Source organism: Enterococcus sp. HY326, assembly GCF_026157065.1.
GTDB lineage: Bacteria > Bacillota > Bacilli > Lactobacillales > Enterococcaceae > HY326.
This window is the reverse complement of sequence record NZ_JANLGQ010000001.1, coordinates 771127-788786: the sequence shown is the minus strand read 5'-3', so window position 1 is coordinate 788786 and position 17660 is coordinate 771127. Positions and strand designations below refer to the sequence as shown.

General features: G+C 41.5%; 14 protein-coding genes and 1 pseudogene. 13 read left to right on the top strand and 2 right to left on the bottom strand.

The window, feature by feature from the left end; translation table 11 throughout:
• Window positions 1-145: 145 nt before the first annotated feature.
• Entirely contained in the window at window positions 146-2299 is a 2154-nt protein-coding gene (gene mutL, locus ORH16_RS03790) for a DNA mismatch repair endonuclease MutL (RefSeq protein WP_265456363.1), read from the top strand.
• A 14-nt stretch (window positions 2300-2313) separates the two neighbouring features.
• A pseudogene (locus ORH16_RS03785) lies at window positions 2314-2867 on the top strand (Maf family protein).
• 45 nt (window positions 2868-2912) lie between these two features.
• Here the strand turns inward: ORH16_RS03785 and treP are convergent.
• Entirely contained in the window at window positions 2913-4925 is a 2013-nt protein-coding gene (gene treP, locus ORH16_RS03780; RefSeq protein WP_265456361.1) for a PTS system trehalose-specific EIIBC component, read from the bottom strand.
• A 336-nt stretch (window positions 4926-5261) separates the two neighbouring features.
• Here treP and ORH16_RS03775 point away from each other — a divergent pair, with 336 nt between their 5' ends.
• The 9 genes from ORH16_RS03775 (at window position 5262) to ORH16_RS03735 (ending at window position 13108) form a co-directional block, all read left to right on the top strand.
• Window positions 5262-7880 carry a glycoside hydrolase family 65 protein gene (locus ORH16_RS03775; RefSeq protein WP_265456359.1) on the top strand — a complete coding sequence of 873 codons (2619 nt, stop codon included), beginning with the start codon at window positions 5262-5264 and terminating at the stop codon, window positions 7878-7880.
• A gap of 16 nt (window positions 7881-7896) precedes the next feature.
• Window positions 7897-8547, top strand: a complete 651-nt coding sequence (pgmB, locus tag ORH16_RS03770) for a beta-phosphoglucomutase (protein WP_265456357.1) — start codon at window positions 7897-7899, stop codon at window positions 8545-8547.
• A 17-nt stretch (window positions 8548-8564) separates the two neighbouring features.
• Complete coding sequence (gene treR / locus ORH16_RS03765; RefSeq protein ID WP_265456356.1) at window positions 8565-9278, top strand: trehalose operon repressor; 714 nt, start codon at window positions 8565-8567, stop codon at window positions 9276-9278.
• A 74-nt stretch (window positions 9279-9352) separates the two neighbouring features.
• Window positions 9353-9796, top strand: coding sequence for a peptide-methionine (R)-S-oxide reductase MsrB (gene msrB, locus ORH16_RS03760; RefSeq protein WP_265456354.1), 444 nt, complete (start codon window positions 9353-9355; stop codon window positions 9794-9796).
• 165 nt (window positions 9797-9961) lie between these two features.
• Window positions 9962-10564, top strand: a complete 603-nt coding sequence (gene ruvA / locus ORH16_RS03755) for a Holliday junction branch migration protein RuvA (protein WP_265456353.1) — start codon at window positions 9962-9964, stop codon at window positions 10562-10564.
• A 19-nt stretch (window positions 10565-10583) separates the two neighbouring features.
• Window positions 10584-11582, top strand: a complete 999-nt coding sequence (gene ruvB / locus ORH16_RS03750) for a Holliday junction branch migration DNA helicase RuvB (RefSeq protein WP_265456352.1) — start codon at window positions 10584-10586, stop codon at window positions 11580-11582.
• Window positions 11583-11596: 14 nt separating this feature from the next.
• Window positions 11597-12181 (top strand): TetR/AcrR family transcriptional regulator, encoded by a 585-nt coding sequence (locus tag ORH16_RS03745; RefSeq protein ID WP_265456350.1) that lies wholly within the window; start codon window positions 11597-11599, stop codon window positions 12179-12181.
• Window positions 12178-12639: a low molecular weight protein-tyrosine-phosphatase gene (locus tag ORH16_RS03740; protein WP_265456348.1), complete on the top strand. Its 462-nt coding sequence runs from the start codon at window positions 12178-12180 to the stop codon at window positions 12637-12639. Before ORH16_RS03745 ends, ORH16_RS03740 begins: the two co-directional genes overlap by 4 nt.
• Window positions 12640-12748: 109 nt before the next feature.
• The gene (locus ORH16_RS03735; RefSeq protein WP_265456346.1) at window positions 12749-13108 is read left to right on the top strand and encodes a hypothetical protein; all 360 of its coding nucleotides are present in this window, start codon (window positions 12749-12751) and stop codon (window positions 13106-13108) included.
• Window positions 13109-13355: 247 nt separating this feature from the next.
• Here ORH16_RS03735 and ORH16_RS03730 read toward each other — a convergent pair whose 3' ends face one another.
• The gene (locus ORH16_RS03730; protein WP_265456345.1) at window positions 13356-14237 is read right to left on the bottom strand and encodes a LysR family transcriptional regulator; all 882 of its coding nucleotides are present in this window, start codon (window positions 14235-14237) and stop codon (window positions 13356-13358) included.
• A gap of 161 nt (window positions 14238-14398) precedes the next feature.
• On the opposite strand from ORH16_RS03730, the gene ORH16_RS03725 reads away from it, so the two are divergent.
• Both ORH16_RS03725 and ORH16_RS03720 read left to right on the top strand, forming a co-directional pair.
• Window positions 14399-16063, top strand: a complete 1665-nt coding sequence (locus ORH16_RS03725; protein WP_265456343.1) for a malolactic enzyme — start codon at window positions 14399-14401, stop codon at window positions 16061-16063.
• Window positions 16064-16304: 241 nt separating this feature from the next.
• Window positions 16305-17627 carry a 2-hydroxycarboxylate transporter family protein gene (locus ORH16_RS03720; RefSeq protein ID WP_416207830.1) on the top strand — a complete coding sequence of 441 codons (1323 nt, stop codon included), beginning with the start codon at window positions 16305-16307 and terminating at the stop codon, window positions 17625-17627.
• Window positions 17628-17660 lie beyond the last annotated feature (33 nt).

The window sequence follows — 17660 nt, the reverse complement described above, 5'->3', positions numbered from 1 at the left end:
ACGGTATCTAGTGAAAACCACTAAATATTGTTAATTTGCGATTCGGACCTACTGGACCGCAGGAGCAAAAATAATATAGTTTGGGATTTCATCTGTTAAAAAGACTACTGTCACAGGCCCTCCTATTAAGAAAAGAGGAATTGCGATGGCTAAGATTCAAGAACTTTCGGAAAGCTTAGCAAATCAAATTGCGGCTGGTGAAGTGGTAGAACGACCGGCCTCAGTCGTCAAGGAATTGGTTGAAAATGCGATTGACGCCGGCAGCAGCCAAATTGATATTTTGGTGGAGGAAGCTGGCTTGAAATTAATTCAAATCACCGATAACGGCGAGGGGATTGCCAATGAGGATGTGGAGAATGCGTTTAAGCGCCACGCCACCAGTAAAATTCATAGCCGGGACGATTTATTTCGCATCCGCACGCTAGGGTTTCGCGGCGAGGCATTGCCGAGTATCGCCTCTGTTTCTGAGTTGACGATTGAAACGGCGGTGGCGGATAGCAAAGAAGGCAGTTTTGTAAAATTAAAAGGCGGCCGGATTGAAGAACACCGGCCAGCGCCTTTGCGGCAAGGGACCAAGATTTCAGTCAGTAATTTATTTTTTAATACGCCGGCCCGTTTAAAATATGTTAAATCTCTGCAGACGGAATTAGCCAATATCGGCGACATCGTCAATCGTCTAGCTTTAAGCCATCCGCAGATTGCCTTTCGCCTAGTCCATGACGGCAATAAAATGCTAGCAACCACTGGCAACGGCGATTTAAAACAAGCGATAGCTGGTATTTATGGCATGACGACAGCCCGCAAAATGTTAGCCATTGAAGCAGATGATTTAGATTTTCAAGTGAAGGGCTTTGTTTCGCTGCCGGAGGTCACCAGAGCCGGTCGAAATTATTTGTCGACGATTATTAACGGCCGCTACATTCGCAATTACGCTTTAAATAAAGCAATTGTTAATGGTTATGGCTCGAAATTAATGGTGGGGCGTTTTCCGATTGCCGTCATCGAAGTGACGATGGATCCTTTGTTAGTTGATGTCAATGTCCACCCCACCAAACAAGAGGTGCGGCTGTCTAAAGAAAAGGAATTGACCGATTTAATTTCTGGAGCCATTAGAGAAGCGCTGCAGGAGGTTAATTTAATTCCCAGCGCAGCTGACAATCTGCGCTTTAAGAAAAAAGTAACGGATCAACCAAAATCAGAACAAATTGAGATGGAGCTATCGGCAACTCCCGACAGCCATCCCAATCGTAAACCAAGTTCTTTGGCCTATGACCCGGTGACCGGCAGCTTTTATGTTAAACAACCTGTATCTGCTGAATCAACGGAAAGCTCTAGCGAAAATACTAGTGAAGCTTCTAGTGAAAGCTCTGAAGCATATCATCAGTCACCAGAAATTGCTGAAAACTATCCACCTTCAGATTATCAAATTTTCGACAATGGGGTGACGCAGGAGACTGGTGGGGAAGTGCCAACCTCAGATGAGGGCCATTTTGAAAATCCTGCTGAACAACCGCTGCCGCAAGAAGAACAAGCTAGCATTAATGCTGATGATAAATTAATAGCAGATGAATCTGCAGCCCAAGTTGACGAAGAAGTGTATGAAGAGGATTTGAAGCTGCATCCCGAATTTGATTTTGCTCAGCAGGACAGCAGTCGTCTGTTGGATCAAACGATTCAACGGTTGGAAAAGGAAGCAACCTTGGCAAGCGGCTTTCCGATGCTGGAATATTTTGGACAGATGCATGGCACCTATCTATTTGCTCAAAGTAAGGCCGGTCTTTACATCATTGATCAGCACGCCGCTCAAGAACGGATTAAATATGAATATTATCGGGAAAAAATTGGTGAAGTGTCTAATGACCAGCAGGAGTTGTTGATTCCTTTTGTTTTGGATTATCCCAATAGCGATGCCCTCAAACTAAAAGAAAAGCTGACTGTCTTAGCCGATGTCGGTATTGAATTAGAAGAGTTTGGCCAAAATAGCTTTATCGTGCGGGCTCATCCGACTTGGTATCCCGCCGGTGAGGAAGAAAGCATTATCAGAGAAATGATCGACATGCTGTTGTTAACAGGCTCCGTCAGTGTCAAGAAGTTTCGGGAGGCGACAGCCATTATGATGAGCTGTAAAAGATCAATCAAAGCCAACCACTATTTAAACGAAGCCCAAGCACGGGTCCTATTACGGGATTTAGCAGAATGTCAAAATCCCTATAATTGTCCCCACGGCCGACCAGTTTTAATTCATTTTACAAATTCAGATATGGAACGGATGTTTAAACGCATTCAAGATCCTCATTAATAAGGAGTTTTACTATGGATATTATATTAGCTTCCCAATCTCCTCGGCGAAGAGAATTATTAGCTTGGCTAGTGCCGGCCTTTTCAGTGATGCCGGCTGACATTGATGAAGAAGTCAAAGATCAGTATGCACCAGTTGACTATGTAAAAAAATGGCAGAGGATAAAGCGGCGGTGATTGCCGCCAAACACTCTGATGCCTTAGTGATTGCCAGTGACACGATTGTGGTGATTGACAATCAAATTTTAGGCAAACCCGTTGATCGGTCGGCTGGCTTTGCTATGCTGAGACAATTAAGCGGTCGGACTCATGATGTGTATACGGCGGTGACCATGCGCCAAGGTGATAAAATTTTTCATGAATTAGCGACAGCCAAAGTTATTTTTTATGAATTAACAGATCAAGAAATCAATCGCTATTTGGACACTGGTGACTATGCAGATAAGGCCGGTGCCTATGGTATTCAAAGCTTAGCGGGAACTTTTGTTCAAAGAATTGACGGTGATTATTACAGCATTGTCAGTTTTCCAATTGGTGTTGTCCAGAAAATGCTTAATCAATTTAACTAAAAAAATGGCTCGTTGCGGGATTAGTGCAACGAGCCATTTTTATCTTTAGCTATTGATTTCTGCTTCGCCTAATTCTTCGCCGGCTGTGACAGTACCGACTTCAGTTAAGACTAAACGATCAATTTTTTCAGCATTGGTTAAGGCAACAACAATTTCGGTTTTCTTACCGGCCGCTTCAACAGCCTCCCGATTCATAACTGCGACTTTTGTTGTTGGGGTGACAGTGTCGCCCTCAGCTACTAAAATGTCAAAGGGTTCGCCGTTTAATTCAACAGTGTCTAAGCCCATGTGCAATAAAACTTCAGCGCCGGTTTCAGTTAAAATACCAATGGCGTGTTTTGTGCCAAAGATAGAAGTAATTTTCCCCTTGACTGGAGCGTATACATCGTCATCAGTTGGTTGAATGGCATAACCATCCCCCATCATTTTTTGTCCAAAGACAGGGTCAGCAACTTTGGCCATTGGAATAATTTTTCCAGAAGCTGGCGCATAAAGAATTTCAGTTGCTGTCTCAGTACTGGTTGGCATGCTAGCGGTAAAGCTAGCAGCATTTGGATTGCTGCCGTTTGCACCAGCGCCAGCCGTTGCCAATTCATCGACATACAGCTCACCAGTTTTTTCATCGACAGGATCAAGTTTATTGAAGATTCCCTGACGACGGAAGAAAAGTGTTAGAGCAATTGGAACAACAACAGCAATCAGCATTGCGATGGCGAAGGCAATCATTCCGCCGCCTTCTGTTGTATTAATCGCCAAAATTCCTGGCAGACCGCCGACACCGATAGAGTTGGCCCGGACGCCCATTAAAGTCGCAAACATTCCCGCTAATGCAGAACCTGTCATGGCAGCGACAAATGGATAAACGTATTTCAAGTTAATCCCAAACATTGCTGGTTCAGTTACCCCTAGATAACAAGAAATTGTTGCTGGAATTGAAATTTGTTCTTCTTTTTTATTGCCCCGGTGAGCGAAAATAATCGCCAAGACCGCAGAACCTTGCGCAATATTTGATAAAGCAATCATTGGCCAGAGATTGGTCGTGCCAAAATCAGCTACCAATTGCATATCGATGGCATTGGTCATATGATGCAAACCAGTGATAACTAGCGGTGCATACAAGAAGCCAAAGACCGCTCCGAAAAGCCAATTCAATGAAGAAGTTAGGCCAGCATTCACGATGCTTGAAATCCATGAGCCAATTGTCCAACCGATTGGGCCTAAAATAACGTGGGCCGCAAAAATAGTTGGGAGTAATGAAAGCAACGGTACAAAAATCATCGAAATCGCCTGTGGAATATGTTTTCTAAAGAAAATTTCCAGATAGGCCAAGAGGAACCCGGCGAGCATTGCTGGAATGACTTGTGCTTGGTAACCAATCATTTGAATTTGAGCAAAACCGAAATCCCACACAGGAATATCAGCCGCAGCTGTGCTGGCAACAGAATAAGCATTTAATAATTGCGGTGAAACTAAAGTAATCCCTAAAACAATTCCTAAGATTTGCGTGGTGCCCATCTTCTTAGCGATACTCCATGTGATACCAACAGGTAAGAAGTGGAAAATGGCTTCCCCTGGTAACCATAAGAAACTATTAACCCCCGCCCAAAATTGGGAGTGCTCGACAATTGTACCGCCTAATGAGTCAAACGAAATTCCTTCTAACACATTTCGGAAACCTAAAATTAGCCCGCCGACGATAATCGCAGGAATAATTGGTGTGAAAATTTCTGCCAATACACTGATTGCCCGCTGGACCGGATTTAAATTTTGTTTAGCGGCAACTTTTCCTTGTTCTTTAGAGACACCTTCGATACCGGAAATTTCTTTAAAATCATTGTAGAAAACGGAAACATCATTTCCGATGATTACTTGGAATTGTCCAGCATTGGTGAACATCCCTTTAACTGAGTCAATTTCTTCAATGGCGTCTTTATCGGCTTTGGCAGGATCGTTTAAAACAAAACGCATTCGAGTTGCGCAATGGGTGACAGCGGCAATGTTTTCTTTCCCTCCGACTTCCTTTAGCAACTTCTCAGCATCTACTTGATACTTTCCCATGTTCTTGGCTCCTTTCAAAATTAGCTTGTATAAGCAAGTTGTCTTGATGGATTTATAATAGCATCCGCAAAGAGAATAAGCAAGCGTTTTCTGTAAAATTGTTTTTGCGGTTAAAAATTGCGGCTGATACTTCTAAATAACGTTGCTTATACTAAAAAAGCTATTCAATTGTTAATTAAATAAAATGTTAAGCGTTTTCAAAAAATGTTTTAATCACGAAATTTTAGAAAAAATAGCCTAACAAGTGTTTTTGATAAAATTTAACTGCTCCCCTTGAAAAAGTTTACATTTCAATTTATAATCGAATTAACTTGTATATACATGGAAGGTGATAAAATGAAAAACTTAACCATCACAGAAATCGACGAGCAATTTATTTTGACACTGGCGACAGACAAATATGTTTTTTCAACTGATAGTACAGCAAGCGATATTCTTGCTTCAATAAAAGCTTCACAGCCAACTTTAGCAATAGAAGTGATTCATCTTGATTTATCAAATGAGTTGGGGAGACTTCAAACTAAAGCTAAATCATTAGCTAAGGAATTATCAGAGACCTTAAATGTTCCGTTAGTTTTTGTCAGCCAGCAGGAGGAAACAGAAGATGTCTGGCAGTTTAACTATTATGATTTAAAAAAAGGGAAAGAAGAATATTCAATCGAATCCATGCTGACTGTCGGCAATGGCTTTATCGGGCTGCGGGGGACGACTCCGGAGATGACCATCAGCGATGATTTTTATCCGGCGACTTATTTAGCTGGTGTTTATAATGAAACTAAATCAGTTGTCGAGGGTCAAGAAATTACCAATGAAGATTTGGTGAATGTCCAAAGCATGCAGGGCTTGTCCTTTGCAATTGATGGTGAAGTTTTTAATTTTACTCAAGGCCAGATTTTGGAAATGGAGCGCACGTTGGCGTTGAACAGCGGTTTATTCACCAGCCGCATGATTTATGAAAATCAAAAGGGGCAGCAAGTTTTAGTCACTACTGAAAAAATTGTCAGCATGGCGCAGCGTAATCTCTATAGCCTGCGCTATCAAGTCACACCATTGAATTTTTCTGGCGAGATTACGATTTTTGCTGAAGGCAACGGCGTTATTATTAATTACAATGTGGCCCGTTACCGCAGTTTGAATCAACAGCACTTAGAAATTGATGAAATCAGCGGGACAGGGACTAATGCAAAAATTATTGCCCACACTAGTGATTCTAATATTACGATTCACCAAGAAAGCAAGTTGAAAAGTTTACCTGAGACAACATGGGAGACAGCTATTTCAGAAAAGAAAATCCAACAGACAGCCAAATTCACAGCAGCTCAAGGGGAGACCCTGAACGTTGAGAAAACAGTTTTTGTCGAAATTTCGACCGCTAAAAAAATTCAGCAGCCAACAGAATTTCCTAATTTTTCCGAAGTTTTCCAAGCTTCAAAAAAAGCTTGGGAAAAATTGTGGGACCAAGCTGATGTCAAAGTGGCGGGGGACTATATGTCGCAAAAACTATTGCGACTGCACACCTTCCATCTGCTGGCTTCTGCTTCACCACTTTCTGCCAAGGAAATTGACGCTTCGGTAACTGCTCGCGGCTTGCATGGTGAAGCTTATCGTGGACATATTTTTTGGGATGAATTATTTATTTTGCCGTTTTACATTATGCATTTTCCAAGTGCTGCCAAACAATTGTTGCAATATCGGTATGATCGTTTACCGGAAGCTAAAAAATTGGCGGAACAGGCCGGTTATCAAGGGGCGATGTTCCCGTGGCAGTCTGGTTTAACCGGTGATGAGCAATCCCAGGAAATTCATTTAAATCCAGTCAGCGGTGATTGGGATGAAGACCACAGTCGCTTGCAGCGGCATGTTTCTCTAGCCGTGGCCTATAATTTTTGGTTGTATTATCAAAATACGCTGGACCAAGAATTTATGATAGAAATGGGTCTTGAGATGCTGCTGGAAATTGCGAAATTTTGGCTGAAGATTGCTGAAAAAGATCATGATGGGCGCTATAATATTAATGGCGTGATGGGTCCAGATGAATTCCATGAGGCTTATCCGCATCAAGAAGCTGGTGGTCTAAACAATAATGCTTACACCAATATGACAGTGGTTTGGCTCTTTGAAGAAATCGCAAAACTTTTTGCAGAATTGCCAGCTACTGCAGTGGCGGAGATTCGGCAGAAAACTGATTTTTCAGCTGCAGACAGTAAACAAATGGAAGAAATTTGTCACGGCTTGAATTTAGAAATTAACGAAACTGGGATTATCGCTCAATTTGCGAATTATTTTGAGCTAAAGGAAGTCGATTGGGATTATTACCGGGAGAAATACGGCAATATTTATCGGATGGACCGAATTCTGCGGGCTGAAGGCGAGTCGGCTGATGATTATCAAGTAGCCAAGCAGGCGGACACCTTGATGACTTTTTATAATTTTAGTAAGGAACGAATTGATCAAATCTTAGCAGATTTAGGGTATAATTTACCAGAGGATTACTTAGAAAAAAATCTGGATTATTATTTAGCCCGCACCTCCCATGGCTCGACCTTGTCGCGAGTAGTCCATGCGCAACTGGCGGAAATAATTGATAATCAAGATTTAGCTTGGCAATTATACCAAGAGGCTTTGTATTCAGATTATCGGGATATTCAAGGGGGCACCACCGCTGAGGGGATTCACGCCGGTGTGATGGCGGCGACTTTGTATATCACGTTAACCACCTTTGCGGGACTGGATATTCGCCAAGATAAATTAATCCTGCAACCAAAATTACCAAAGGGTTGGCAAGAATTACAATTTAAAGTTAAACGGCGGGGGATTCATTTCAGTATCACCATCCGTCCAGAAACCACGACGATTTTAGCCGACCAAGATGTTGAAGTTGAGTTCAATGGGAAACAAATCTTTTTAACCGGCAATCAAGCGACAACCCTTGATTGTTTAGCAATGACTAATTAATATTGGAGGAATACTCGTGAAAAAAGGTTTTGTATTTGATTTAGACGGCGTAATCACTGATACGGCCAAGTATCATTACATCGCTTGGAAAAATTTGGCGGATAAAATCGGTATTTCAATTGACTTAGAATTCAATGAACAATTGAAGGGTATCAGCCGTATGGATTCTTTAAATCGGATTTTGGCTCATGGTGGTAAAGAAAATGACTTTACTGAAGCGGAAAAAGCCGAACTAGCAGCAAAAAAAAATACCGAGTACGTTGCATTGTTACAGGGTTTAACCGAAAAAGATTTACTGCCGGGTGTGGCTGAGTTTTTAGCAGAGGCTCAAAAATTAAAGGTGCCGAGTGCGATTGCTTCCGCTTCTAAAAATGCGCCATTTATTTTAGAAAAATTAGGTGTTGCCGCTGATTTTGTAGGCATCGTTGACCCAAACACGTTGAAAAAAGGCAAACCAGATCCAGAAATCTTTATTCGGGCGGCTGAAATTTTAAATATTCAGCCTGAAGAAGCGATTGGCTTTGAAGATGCTCCGGCTGGTATTGAAGGGATTAAAAAGGCCGGCATGTTTGCCGTCGGTGTATTGGCTAGCGAACCTTTGACGGGTGCTGATATTACTGTGCACCGTTTAGATGAATTATCAATTCCAGACTTGCTGAAAAAATAGGGAAAGGAGCTGCGGGGATGAATAAGTTCAATGAAATATTTTTAGACCTGGAAAAAAAGATTTTAGCCGGCGATTATCCCCCACAAAGTCTGCTCCCTAGTGAAAATCAACTGATTAAAATCTATGGTGTCTCCCGTGAAACGATTCGTAAGGCGCTGACCCTGTTAACCAACGCCGGTTATATTCAAAAAAAGCAGGGCAAGGGTTCGATTGTTTTAGATATGAATCGCTTTGATTTTCCGATTTCTGGTTTGACCAGCTTTAAAGAGTTACAGGAGAGCCAACACATCCCCAATGAAACGATTGTCGTGGAATTAGGCGAGGTATTAGTTCGCCAAAAATTGGCCGATGTGACCGGCTGGCCCAAGGGAGCTGAGGCGTGGAAATTAATTCGCCAAAGAAAAATTGGCGGAGAAGCGGTTATTTTAGACCGGGATTTTCTGTTAAAAGAAGCCATCCCGCAATTGCCGAAGGAACGGGCGCAGGATTCAATTTACGAATATTTTGAAAATGAATTGAATTTGGATATTGCCTATGCCCAAAAAGAAATCACCGTTGAGCCTGCCAATGAAGAAATGCAGGAGCTGATGGATTTAGGCGAGGATACCCATGTGGTGATTGTCCGCAGTTTAGTTTTCTTAGAGGATACCCGCTGTTTTGAATATACCGAATCGATTCACCGCTTAGATAAGTTTCGATTTGTCGAATTTGCCAGACGCCGCAAGGGCTGAGCATATGGTTCGCAATTTTTTCTGATTGGCATTATGATTAGCCCATCTAAGGCTTCCAGAAAGAGATGATTAAAATGAAAAAAGAAGAATTAGACCAAGCAAAACTTAAAGAAGAACTATCAGATATTTCTTATGCGGTCACCCAAGAAAATGCAACGGAACGACCATTCACTGGTCAATATGATGACTTTTATGAAAAGGGCATCTACGTCGATATTGTCAGCGGGGAACCTCTATTTAGTTCAACGGATAAATACGATGCCGGTTGCGGTTGGCCAGCCTTCAGCAAGCCGATTGTCAAAAAAGGCGTAAAAGAAAAAGCTGACTTCACCCATGGAATGCATCGTGTGGAAGTTCGCAGCCAAGAAGGCGACTCCCATTTGGGACACGTCTTTAATGATGGCCCAGTTGATCAAGGCGGTTTGCGCTATTGCATCAATTCTGCAGCCTTGAAATTTATTCCTGCTGATAAAATGGCGGCGGAAGGCTATGGCGAGTATTTAGATTTAGTTGGATAAGGTGTTAAACTGTCAGAGATATATTCTCTGGCAGTTTTTTTGCAAAAATATGTAATTTTTCTGTCTTGATAACCCACTCCAAACTCGCTGCGTTTTATGCTACAATAAAAAGCGAACGTATGTACTAGCAAATGCAAATTTAGTTAGCAGCAGGAAGGACAAAATATGTACGAATATTTAAATGGTGTGGTGACGTATATCAGCCCACTGTATTTAGTTGTGGAAAATCAAGGAATCGGCTATCAGATTGCGATGGGTAATCCTTATCGTTATAGCAGTCAGCTGAATGGTCAGGTGAAAATTTATTTGCATCAGGTGATTAGAGAGGATGCCCAGTTATTATATGGTTTTGAAAATCTGGAAGAAAAGCAGCTGTTTTTAAAATTAATCAGCGTTTCTGGGATTGGTCCGAAAAGTGCACTGGCTATTTTAGCCAATGATAATCACAGTGGCTTGATTCAAGCGATTGAAGCGGACGATGTCACTTACCTGACGAAGTTTCCTGGGGTTGGTAAGAAGACTGCTCAGCAAATGATTTTAGATTTAAAGGGCAAACTTGGAGAATTAGTTGCTGATTTTCCGGTTGAAAAAAAACCGACAGCTGTTAATGCAGCTGATTCTGCTTTAGTGGAGGCGTTGGAAGCTTTGGCGGCATTGGGCTATAGTGAAAAAGAGGTTAAGCGAGTAGCAAAATTATTGCCGGAGACTGTCGGACAAACTACCGACCAGTATCTACGAGAAGCGTTGAAATTACTTATGAAAAAATAAAAGGAAGGGAGCGGCATAGATGGATGAACGAATTGTTTCGCCTAATACAAATGACAATGAAGAAATCATTGAAAAATCTCTGCGGCCACAGTTTTTAACCCAGTATATCGGTCAAGATAAAGTGAAGCAGGAATTGACGATTTACATTGAAGCGGCGAAAAATCGGGAAGAGGCCTTGGATCATGTGTTGCTATATGGTCCGCCGGGGTTAGGGAAAACTACGATGGCCATGGTGATTGCCAATGAAATGGCTGTCAACATTCGCACCACTAGCGGGCCGGCAATTGAACGCCCGGGAGATTTAATTGCAATTTTGAATGAATTGCAGCCTGGGGATGTTTTATTTATCGATGAAATTCATCGTCTACCACGGGTCGCAGAAGAAATGCTTTATTCTGCGATGGAGGATTTTTACGTGGATATTATGGTGGGCCAAGGTACGACGGCTCATCCAGTACATTTTCCACTGCCACCGTTTACTTTAATCGGTGCGACCACACGAGCTGGCATGTTGTCAGCACCTTTGCGGGATCGCTTCGGAATTATTTGCCATATGGAATATTATGAAGATGCAGACTTAAAAGAAATTGTTCTGCGTTCGGCTGATATTTTTCAAACGGAGATTGTCGAAGAGGGGGCCTATGAAATTGCCCGCCGCTCCCGTGGTACCCCGCGGATTGCCAACCGCTTATTAAAACGAGTGCGGGATTTTGCTCAGGTACAAGGTGATGGTATTATTCATCGCAATATTGCCGATCAGGCACTGACCCTTTTACAGGTGGATCAAGCCGGCTTGGATTATGTTGACCAGAAATTATTGAAAACCATGATAGAATTATATGGCGGCGGTCCGGTGGGGCTAAGCACGTTGGCGGTGAATATCGGTGAGGAAATGGAAACTGTTGAAGATATGTACGAGCCCTTCTTGATTCAAAAAGGTTTTTTACGCCGCACGCCTCGAGGTCGAGTTGTAACGGATTTTGCTTATCTGCATTTTGGCTTGCAGGCCAATTCTTAAAAATAGGAGGCTTTATGGCGACTGCGACGAAACAAGACTTAGCCAAGGCATTATTGAAATTAGCCCAAGCTGAACCCTTTAAAAAAATCAGTGTCCAAAAATTAACTGAGGCTGCCGGCATTAATCGGCAAACTTTTTATTATCATTTTTCTGATAAAAATCAGCTGCTACGCTGGGTCTACCAAGAGGATTCACTGCATTTTTTAGATGCCGCTGAGGTGAATATTGATAATTGGGAAGAACAAGCGTTAAAAATGCTGACAGCGATGAATAGCAATCAAAATTTTTATCAGCATACCGTCAAAGATAATGCTGAGATCTTGGTGCAGGAATTTATCACCGTGATTCATCAGCTCTTTATTAAACTCTTTGAAAATATGGATGTCGAACATGAGCTGTCTGCAGAAGACAAGCAGTTTTATGCCCGGTTTTTCTCCTATGGCTGTTCTGGGATTTTGACCAGCTGGATTTTAGAAGGTTTTCAGGAAACGCCGTTAGAAATTTCTGTACAGCTGTTTCGTTTAGCTAAGGATACCGAATTTTTCTCCTATCGCCTGTATGCCAAAGAACAATCTGATGAAAAGTGGGGATCTATATGAAAGTAATTTTTGTCTGTCTTGGCAATATTTGCCGTTCACCGATGGCCGAGGCTGTCTTTCGCCAGAAGGTGACAGAAGTAGGCTTAGAGGATGTTATTGAAATTGATTCAGCAGCTACTAGCAGCTGGGAGGCCGGTAACAGGCCGCATTCTGGCACACAAAAGGAATTGCAAAAACACGGGATTGATTATTCAGGGATTGTCTCTCGTAAAATCACAGCCGCTGACTTTGCTGAGGCCGATTTTATCATCGGCATGGATGACATGAATTTGGCGGATTTGGCTGAGTTGAGTCAGCCGGAGTTTCAAGATAAATTCTTTATGATGTTGAGTGTTGTTCCCGGAAAGGAAGAACAAGCGATTGAAGATCCTTATTATACTGGAAATTTCCAGCTTACTTACCAATTAATTGAAGAAGCTAGTGAAAAGTGGTTGGAAAAAATCCAAAAACAATTATAAAAAGCGTTTTAATGGGGCTTTAACCCCAAAATAAATAGTGAATATTGAAAATATGCATTTTTTTTGGTAAAATATAAGAGTGTTGCCTTTGTTTAAGGAGGTTGTTTTGATGGCCAATAAAGAAAACCCAAAAAGAAAATTAGCCATGCTCTTGTCTAAAAGTAAGCTGAGCGCTTTTTTAGATGAGTCAGTCAGTCAAGCTGAACAAGAAGTAGCCCAGGAAAACATTGTGCGCCAATTACAATTGGCGGCCTCACAAAAAAGTACCGTGGTGCTGCGCTTGCAGGAGGATAACTCTGACATTTTTGAAACGGTCTCTGGGTGGGTGGCCAGCAAAACTGTCGGAAAAGAACATGTGATGTTAAAAGTTGCTGGTGATCAACAGCAGATTCGGATGATTCCGATTCCTCATATCAAAAAAATCAGCATGCTCTCCCCAAATGGTGAGCGGCATAAAGCGTCAAAATGAAATTGATTAAATTAGTTTAAAACGATAAGTGTTGCGGAAAGCTCTTTAAAAGAGACTTCTAGCAACACTTTTTTTGTAAATAGCAACATTTTTTTAAAGGAGTAGCAGCTTAGTGAATTTGGCTCACTACTCTTTTTTGCTGGCAAAATAATTATTTTTCTTGAAAGTCACTGTTAAAAATGACAGTCTGTGACAAATTTAGTCCCGTAGCATCCCGTAAAAAAAGCCGCCAAAAGTGGCAGCTTATTTAATAGGGATAGTTGCGAATGAGTTTTAAAATTTTAACTAGTTCTGGAGAGTGGACGGGATTATGTGGTAGTACCAGAGAGATCATAAAAGTGGGCTGCGGATAGTCGTCAATTGCTAAAGTAACCAGTTCATCGGTGTCTTGAATGGCAATTTCCGTTAAGAAACTGATGCCGACTTGCTCCTTCAGCATCCCTTTAATAATATTCAAATCACTGGTTTGATACACAATATCCGGAGTGAAGCCTGCCTGCTTGGTTAATTTTTTAAAACCAGTTAGATGAACAAAATGCTCGTTGAACATGATGAATTTCTCATCTTTTAAGGCACTAAAGGAGACGCTAGTTTGTTTGGCTAGCGGATGATTTTTACTGACAACAATCATAAAGCGTTTTTCAGCTAATAATTCAATATCCAGCTGTTCGTCTAAAATTGATTGGGTGGAACCAATCAAGGCCGCATCTAGCTTGCCACTTTTCAACAGGCGGTACATATCTTGAGACCCGCCATTATTTAGATTGATTGCTTCCATCAAATTTTGCGAAAAAAGCTCCACTGAAATCTTAGGAAAGTAGTAGTTGCCGATGATATTCGGCAGACCGATTTCAAATTTTTCTTTTTTCAAGCGGTTGATGTCGAGTTCTGCTAAAGTCAGCTGCTCTAAAATAGTACGAATGTGACCGTCCAAAATTTTTCCAGCAGTTGTAATTTGAATGGCATGATGAGCTTGGTCACGAAAGATTAATTGCGTTGCGTATTTCTCCTCTAATCTTTTTACTGCATAGGTTACGGTGGGCTGACTCACCTGAAAATAAGTAGCTACCTTGGTGAAATTTTTTTGAATCACCAATTGATGGAAATATTCCAGATCCCGTAAATGCATAATGTGCCAGCTCCTCATATAAAATTAATTTATTATAACGCCCTTTTTTGACTATAACAAATTCTTTTTTTTATACTCATTTATGTAATCGAGAAGATGAAAATTTTCAAAAATATTTTCAAGCACAATAAAAACCGGAAATTATTTAGGAGGAACCAGCAATGTTAACTGGATTAAATTTATTAAACAATCCCTTTTTAAATAAGGGCACAGCCTTTACAGTGGCAGAAAGAAAAGAATACGGAATTACCGGCATGCTGCCAAGTCAAGTACAAACCTTGGAACAGCAAGCTGTTCAAGCTTACGGACAATATTTAAGCAAACCATCTGACTTAGAAAAAAGAATTTTTTTGATGAATCTCTTCAACACCAATCGCACATTATTTTATAAATTAATGGGACAACATTTGGTGGAATTTATGCCAGTTGTCTATGATCCAGTTGTGGCCGATTCCATTGAACAATACAATGAAATTTTCTTGAAGCCACAAGATGCTGCGTTTCTTTCAGTTGATTCACCGGAGGATATTAAAGCGGGCCTTGCTAATGCTGCTGATGGTCGGGATATTCGTTTAATCGTAGTCACGGATGCAGAAGGCATTTTAGGAATGGGAGACTGGGGTGTCAATGGTGTGGATATCGCCATTGGTAAATTGATGGTTTATACAGCCGCAGCCGGTATTAATCCGGCGCAAGTTCTGCCTGTTTCTATTGATGCTGGGACCAACAACCAAGAATTGCTGGACAACCCTTTGTATTTAGGCAATAGCCATGCCCGCATTGAAGGGACAGAATACTATGATTTTATTGATCAATTTGTGACAGCAGCGACAGATTTATTTCCAGAACTGCTTTTGCATTGGGAAGATTTTGGTCGGGGCAATGCAGCGACTATTTTAGAAAAATACCAAGATAAAATTACGACCTTCAACGATGACATCCAAGGAACAGGAATTGTCGTGTTAGCGGGTGTTCTTGGTGGTTTAAATATTTCAGGTGAAGCCCTAGCAGACCAAATAATTTTAACTTTTGGCGCCGGTACAGCTGGCGTTGGGATTGCTAATATCTTATTAGATGAAATGGTGCGTCAAGGCGTGCCTGAAGACGAGGCCCGCAAACATTTTTATCAAGTCGACAAGCAAGGGTTATTATTTTCGGACACTGCTGGCTTAACACCTGGCCAAATTCCTTTTGCTAGAAAACGCAGCGAATTTGCTAACGCTGCTGAATTAACTAATTTGGAAGCTGTTGTTAAAACAATTCAGCCAACGATTATGATTGGAACGTCAACACAACCAGGAACATTTACTGAAGCAATTGTTAAGGAAATGGCCGCTAATACACCTCGGCCAATTATTATGCCTTTATCAAATCCGACAAAATTAGCTGAAGCCAAAGCGGTGGATTTAATTGCTTGGTCTGATGGCAAGGCCTTAGTCGGCACGGGAATCCCAGCCAAAGATGTGGAGTATCAAGGCGTGACTTATCAAATTGGTCAAGCTAATAATGCATTAATGTATCCAGGTTTAGGCTTGGGCTTAATTGCTTCCACAGCGACTCGGGTTACAGCGGAAACTATTTCTAAAGCTAGCCGGGCACTAGGCGGGATTGTTGATGTCAGCCAACCAGGAGCTGCAGTTTTACCACCAGTTTCCAAAATAACTGACTTTTCGCAAATTATTGCTGAAGTTGTCGTGGAATCAGTTTTAGCGCAGGGCTTGAACCGAGAAGAAATTTCTGACGTTAAAGCAGCCGTTACAGCTAGCAAATGGGCGCCAGAATATGATGACTTAAGCCAAGAAAAAGTCGCTGAATTAATTAAATAATAATCAACAAGTTATCTGGGCTGTGCCGCAAGTATTTTACAAAATGATGAAGGGAATTCGCTTGGATTTGTCTTTGTGATTCAAACTAATTTACGAGACAGAGGGAATGTGGGTACCTGAGATTTAATGGAGGCTCTCATCGCTACTTAACAATAGTGGGTAAAATATTCAACAAATTTATTTTGTCTTTACTTGTAGCGCAGCCAGCACATCACTTGCTTAGGGAAAGAGGATTTTGTTCATGTTACAAGAAGGAACCAAAGGCGTCATGGGGACGACTGGTAAAGAAACAGGCATCTGGGGAATTAAAATCAGCGGCGTTAGTTTACCGCTATATCTAGTAATGCTGGCAATTTTAGTTGTAACTATTGCCTTAGGAAAATTACCAACAACAATGATGGGGCCGATTGCCGTTTTAGTATTGTTAGGAAATTTATTTCATTTTATCGGCAACAAGCTGCCAATTGTCAAAACTTATTTAGGTGGTGGCTCGGTCTTTTGTATTTTTGCTTCGGCGGCGCTAGCAACGTTTGGAATTTTGCCAAGCTATGTGGTGGATGCAACAGAAGGCTTCATCAATAATATGGGCTTTTTGGATTTTTATATCGCTGCTTTAATTACCGGTTCGATTTTAGGTATGAGCCGTGATTTACTCATCAAGGCTTCGATTCGATTTATTCCGGTAGCTTTGATATCAATGGTGGTAGCTTTTTTTGCAGTCGGTTTGGTGGGAATGTTAATCGGCAACGGCTTTGCTGATTCTGTTTTATATGTTTCACTGCCAGCGATGGCAGGTGGCGTGGGTGCTGGAGCAGTACCATTATCAACTATTTATGCCAATTTTTTAGGTGTTGATTCAGCAGATATTATTTCCCGTTTGATTCCGGCAACAGCGATGACCAATGTGATGGCAATTATCGGGGCAGCTTTAATTGCCCGGGCCGGTGAATCCGCACCAAAATTGAACGGTCACGGTAAGTTGATGGAAAAGGGGAACCTTGATAATACTAAACCAAAAGCAGTCAAACCGGAAATCAGTCAATTAGGCGTTGGCTTGATGGTGTCGGCGGTGTTCTTTCTTTTGGGACAAGTCGGTAATTATTTCTTTCCGCAAATTCACGCCTATGCTTTTATGATTATTTTTGTAGTGATTTGTAAGGTGACCAATATTTTACCGCAGTATTATGAAGACAGTGCAGTGATGTTTAATAATTTAATCGTTAAAAACCTGACAGCGGCGGTTTTAGCTGGCATTGGGATTGCGCTATTAAACTTAAACGTGTTGGCTTCTGCCTTAACATGGCAATTTGTAGTGCTATGCATAACCAGTGTGGTAACAATTTCAGTTGTGGCTGGTTTTGTCGGCCGGTTGTTTGGTTTGTATCCAGTGGAATCCACTATCACCGCCGGTTTGTGTAACAACTCAATGGGAGGCACTGGAAATGTCGCCGTTTTGTCTGCTTCAAATCGAATGGAATTAATCGCCTTTGCTCAAATGGGAAATCGTCTCGGTGGGGCGCTTGTCTTAATTTTATCTGGCTTTTTAATTCAATTGTTCTCATGATGTAAAAAGGCTAAAGTATTTTCACTTGTGTAA

Bases quoted from the DNA above. Each gene is read 5' to 3' on its own strand.
- ORH16_RS03720 (WP_416207830.1), top strand. From the start codon at position 16,305: ATGTTACAAGAAGGAACCAAAGGCGTCATGGGGACGACTGGTAAAGAA.
- treP (WP_265456361.1), bottom strand. From the start codon at position 4,925: ATGGGAAAGTATCAAGTAGATGCTGAGAAGTTGCTAAAGGAAGTCGGA.
- ORH16_RS03725 (WP_265456343.1), top strand. From the start codon at position 14,399: ATGTTAACTGGATTAAATTTATTAAACAATCCCTTTTTAAATAAGGGC.
- ORH16_RS03740 (WP_265456348.1), top strand. From the start codon at position 12,178: ATGAAAGTAATTTTTGTCTGTCTTGGCAATATTTGCCGTTCACCGATG.
- treR (WP_265456356.1), top strand. From the start codon at position 8,565: ATGAATAAGTTCAATGAAATATTTTTAGACCTGGAAAAAAAGATTTTA.
- ruvB (WP_265456352.1), top strand. From the start codon at position 10,584: ATGGATGAACGAATTGTTTCGCCTAATACAAATGACAATGAAGAAATC.
- ORH16_RS03735 (WP_265456346.1), top strand. From the start codon at position 12,749: ATGGCCAATAAAGAAAACCCAAAAAGAAAATTAGCCATGCTCTTGTCT.
- msrB (WP_265456354.1), top strand. From the start codon at position 9,353: ATGAAAAAAGAAGAATTAGACCAAGCAAAACTTAAAGAAGAACTATCA.
- ORH16_RS03730 (WP_265456345.1), bottom strand. From the start codon at position 14,237: ATGCATTTACGGGATCTGGAATATTTCCATCAATTGGTGATTCAAAAA.
- mutL (WP_265456363.1), top strand. From the start codon at position 146: ATGGCTAAGATTCAAGAACTTTCGGAAAGCTTAGCAAATCAAATTGCG.
- ORH16_RS03775 (WP_265456359.1), top strand. From the start codon at position 5,262: ATGAAAAACTTAACCATCACAGAAATCGACGAGCAATTTATTTTGACA.
- ruvA (WP_265456353.1), top strand. From the start codon at position 9,962: ATGTACGAATATTTAAATGGTGTGGTGACGTATATCAGCCCACTGTAT.
- ORH16_RS03745 (WP_265456350.1), top strand. From the start codon at position 11,597: ATGGCGACTGCGACGAAACAAGACTTAGCCAAGGCATTATTGAAATTA.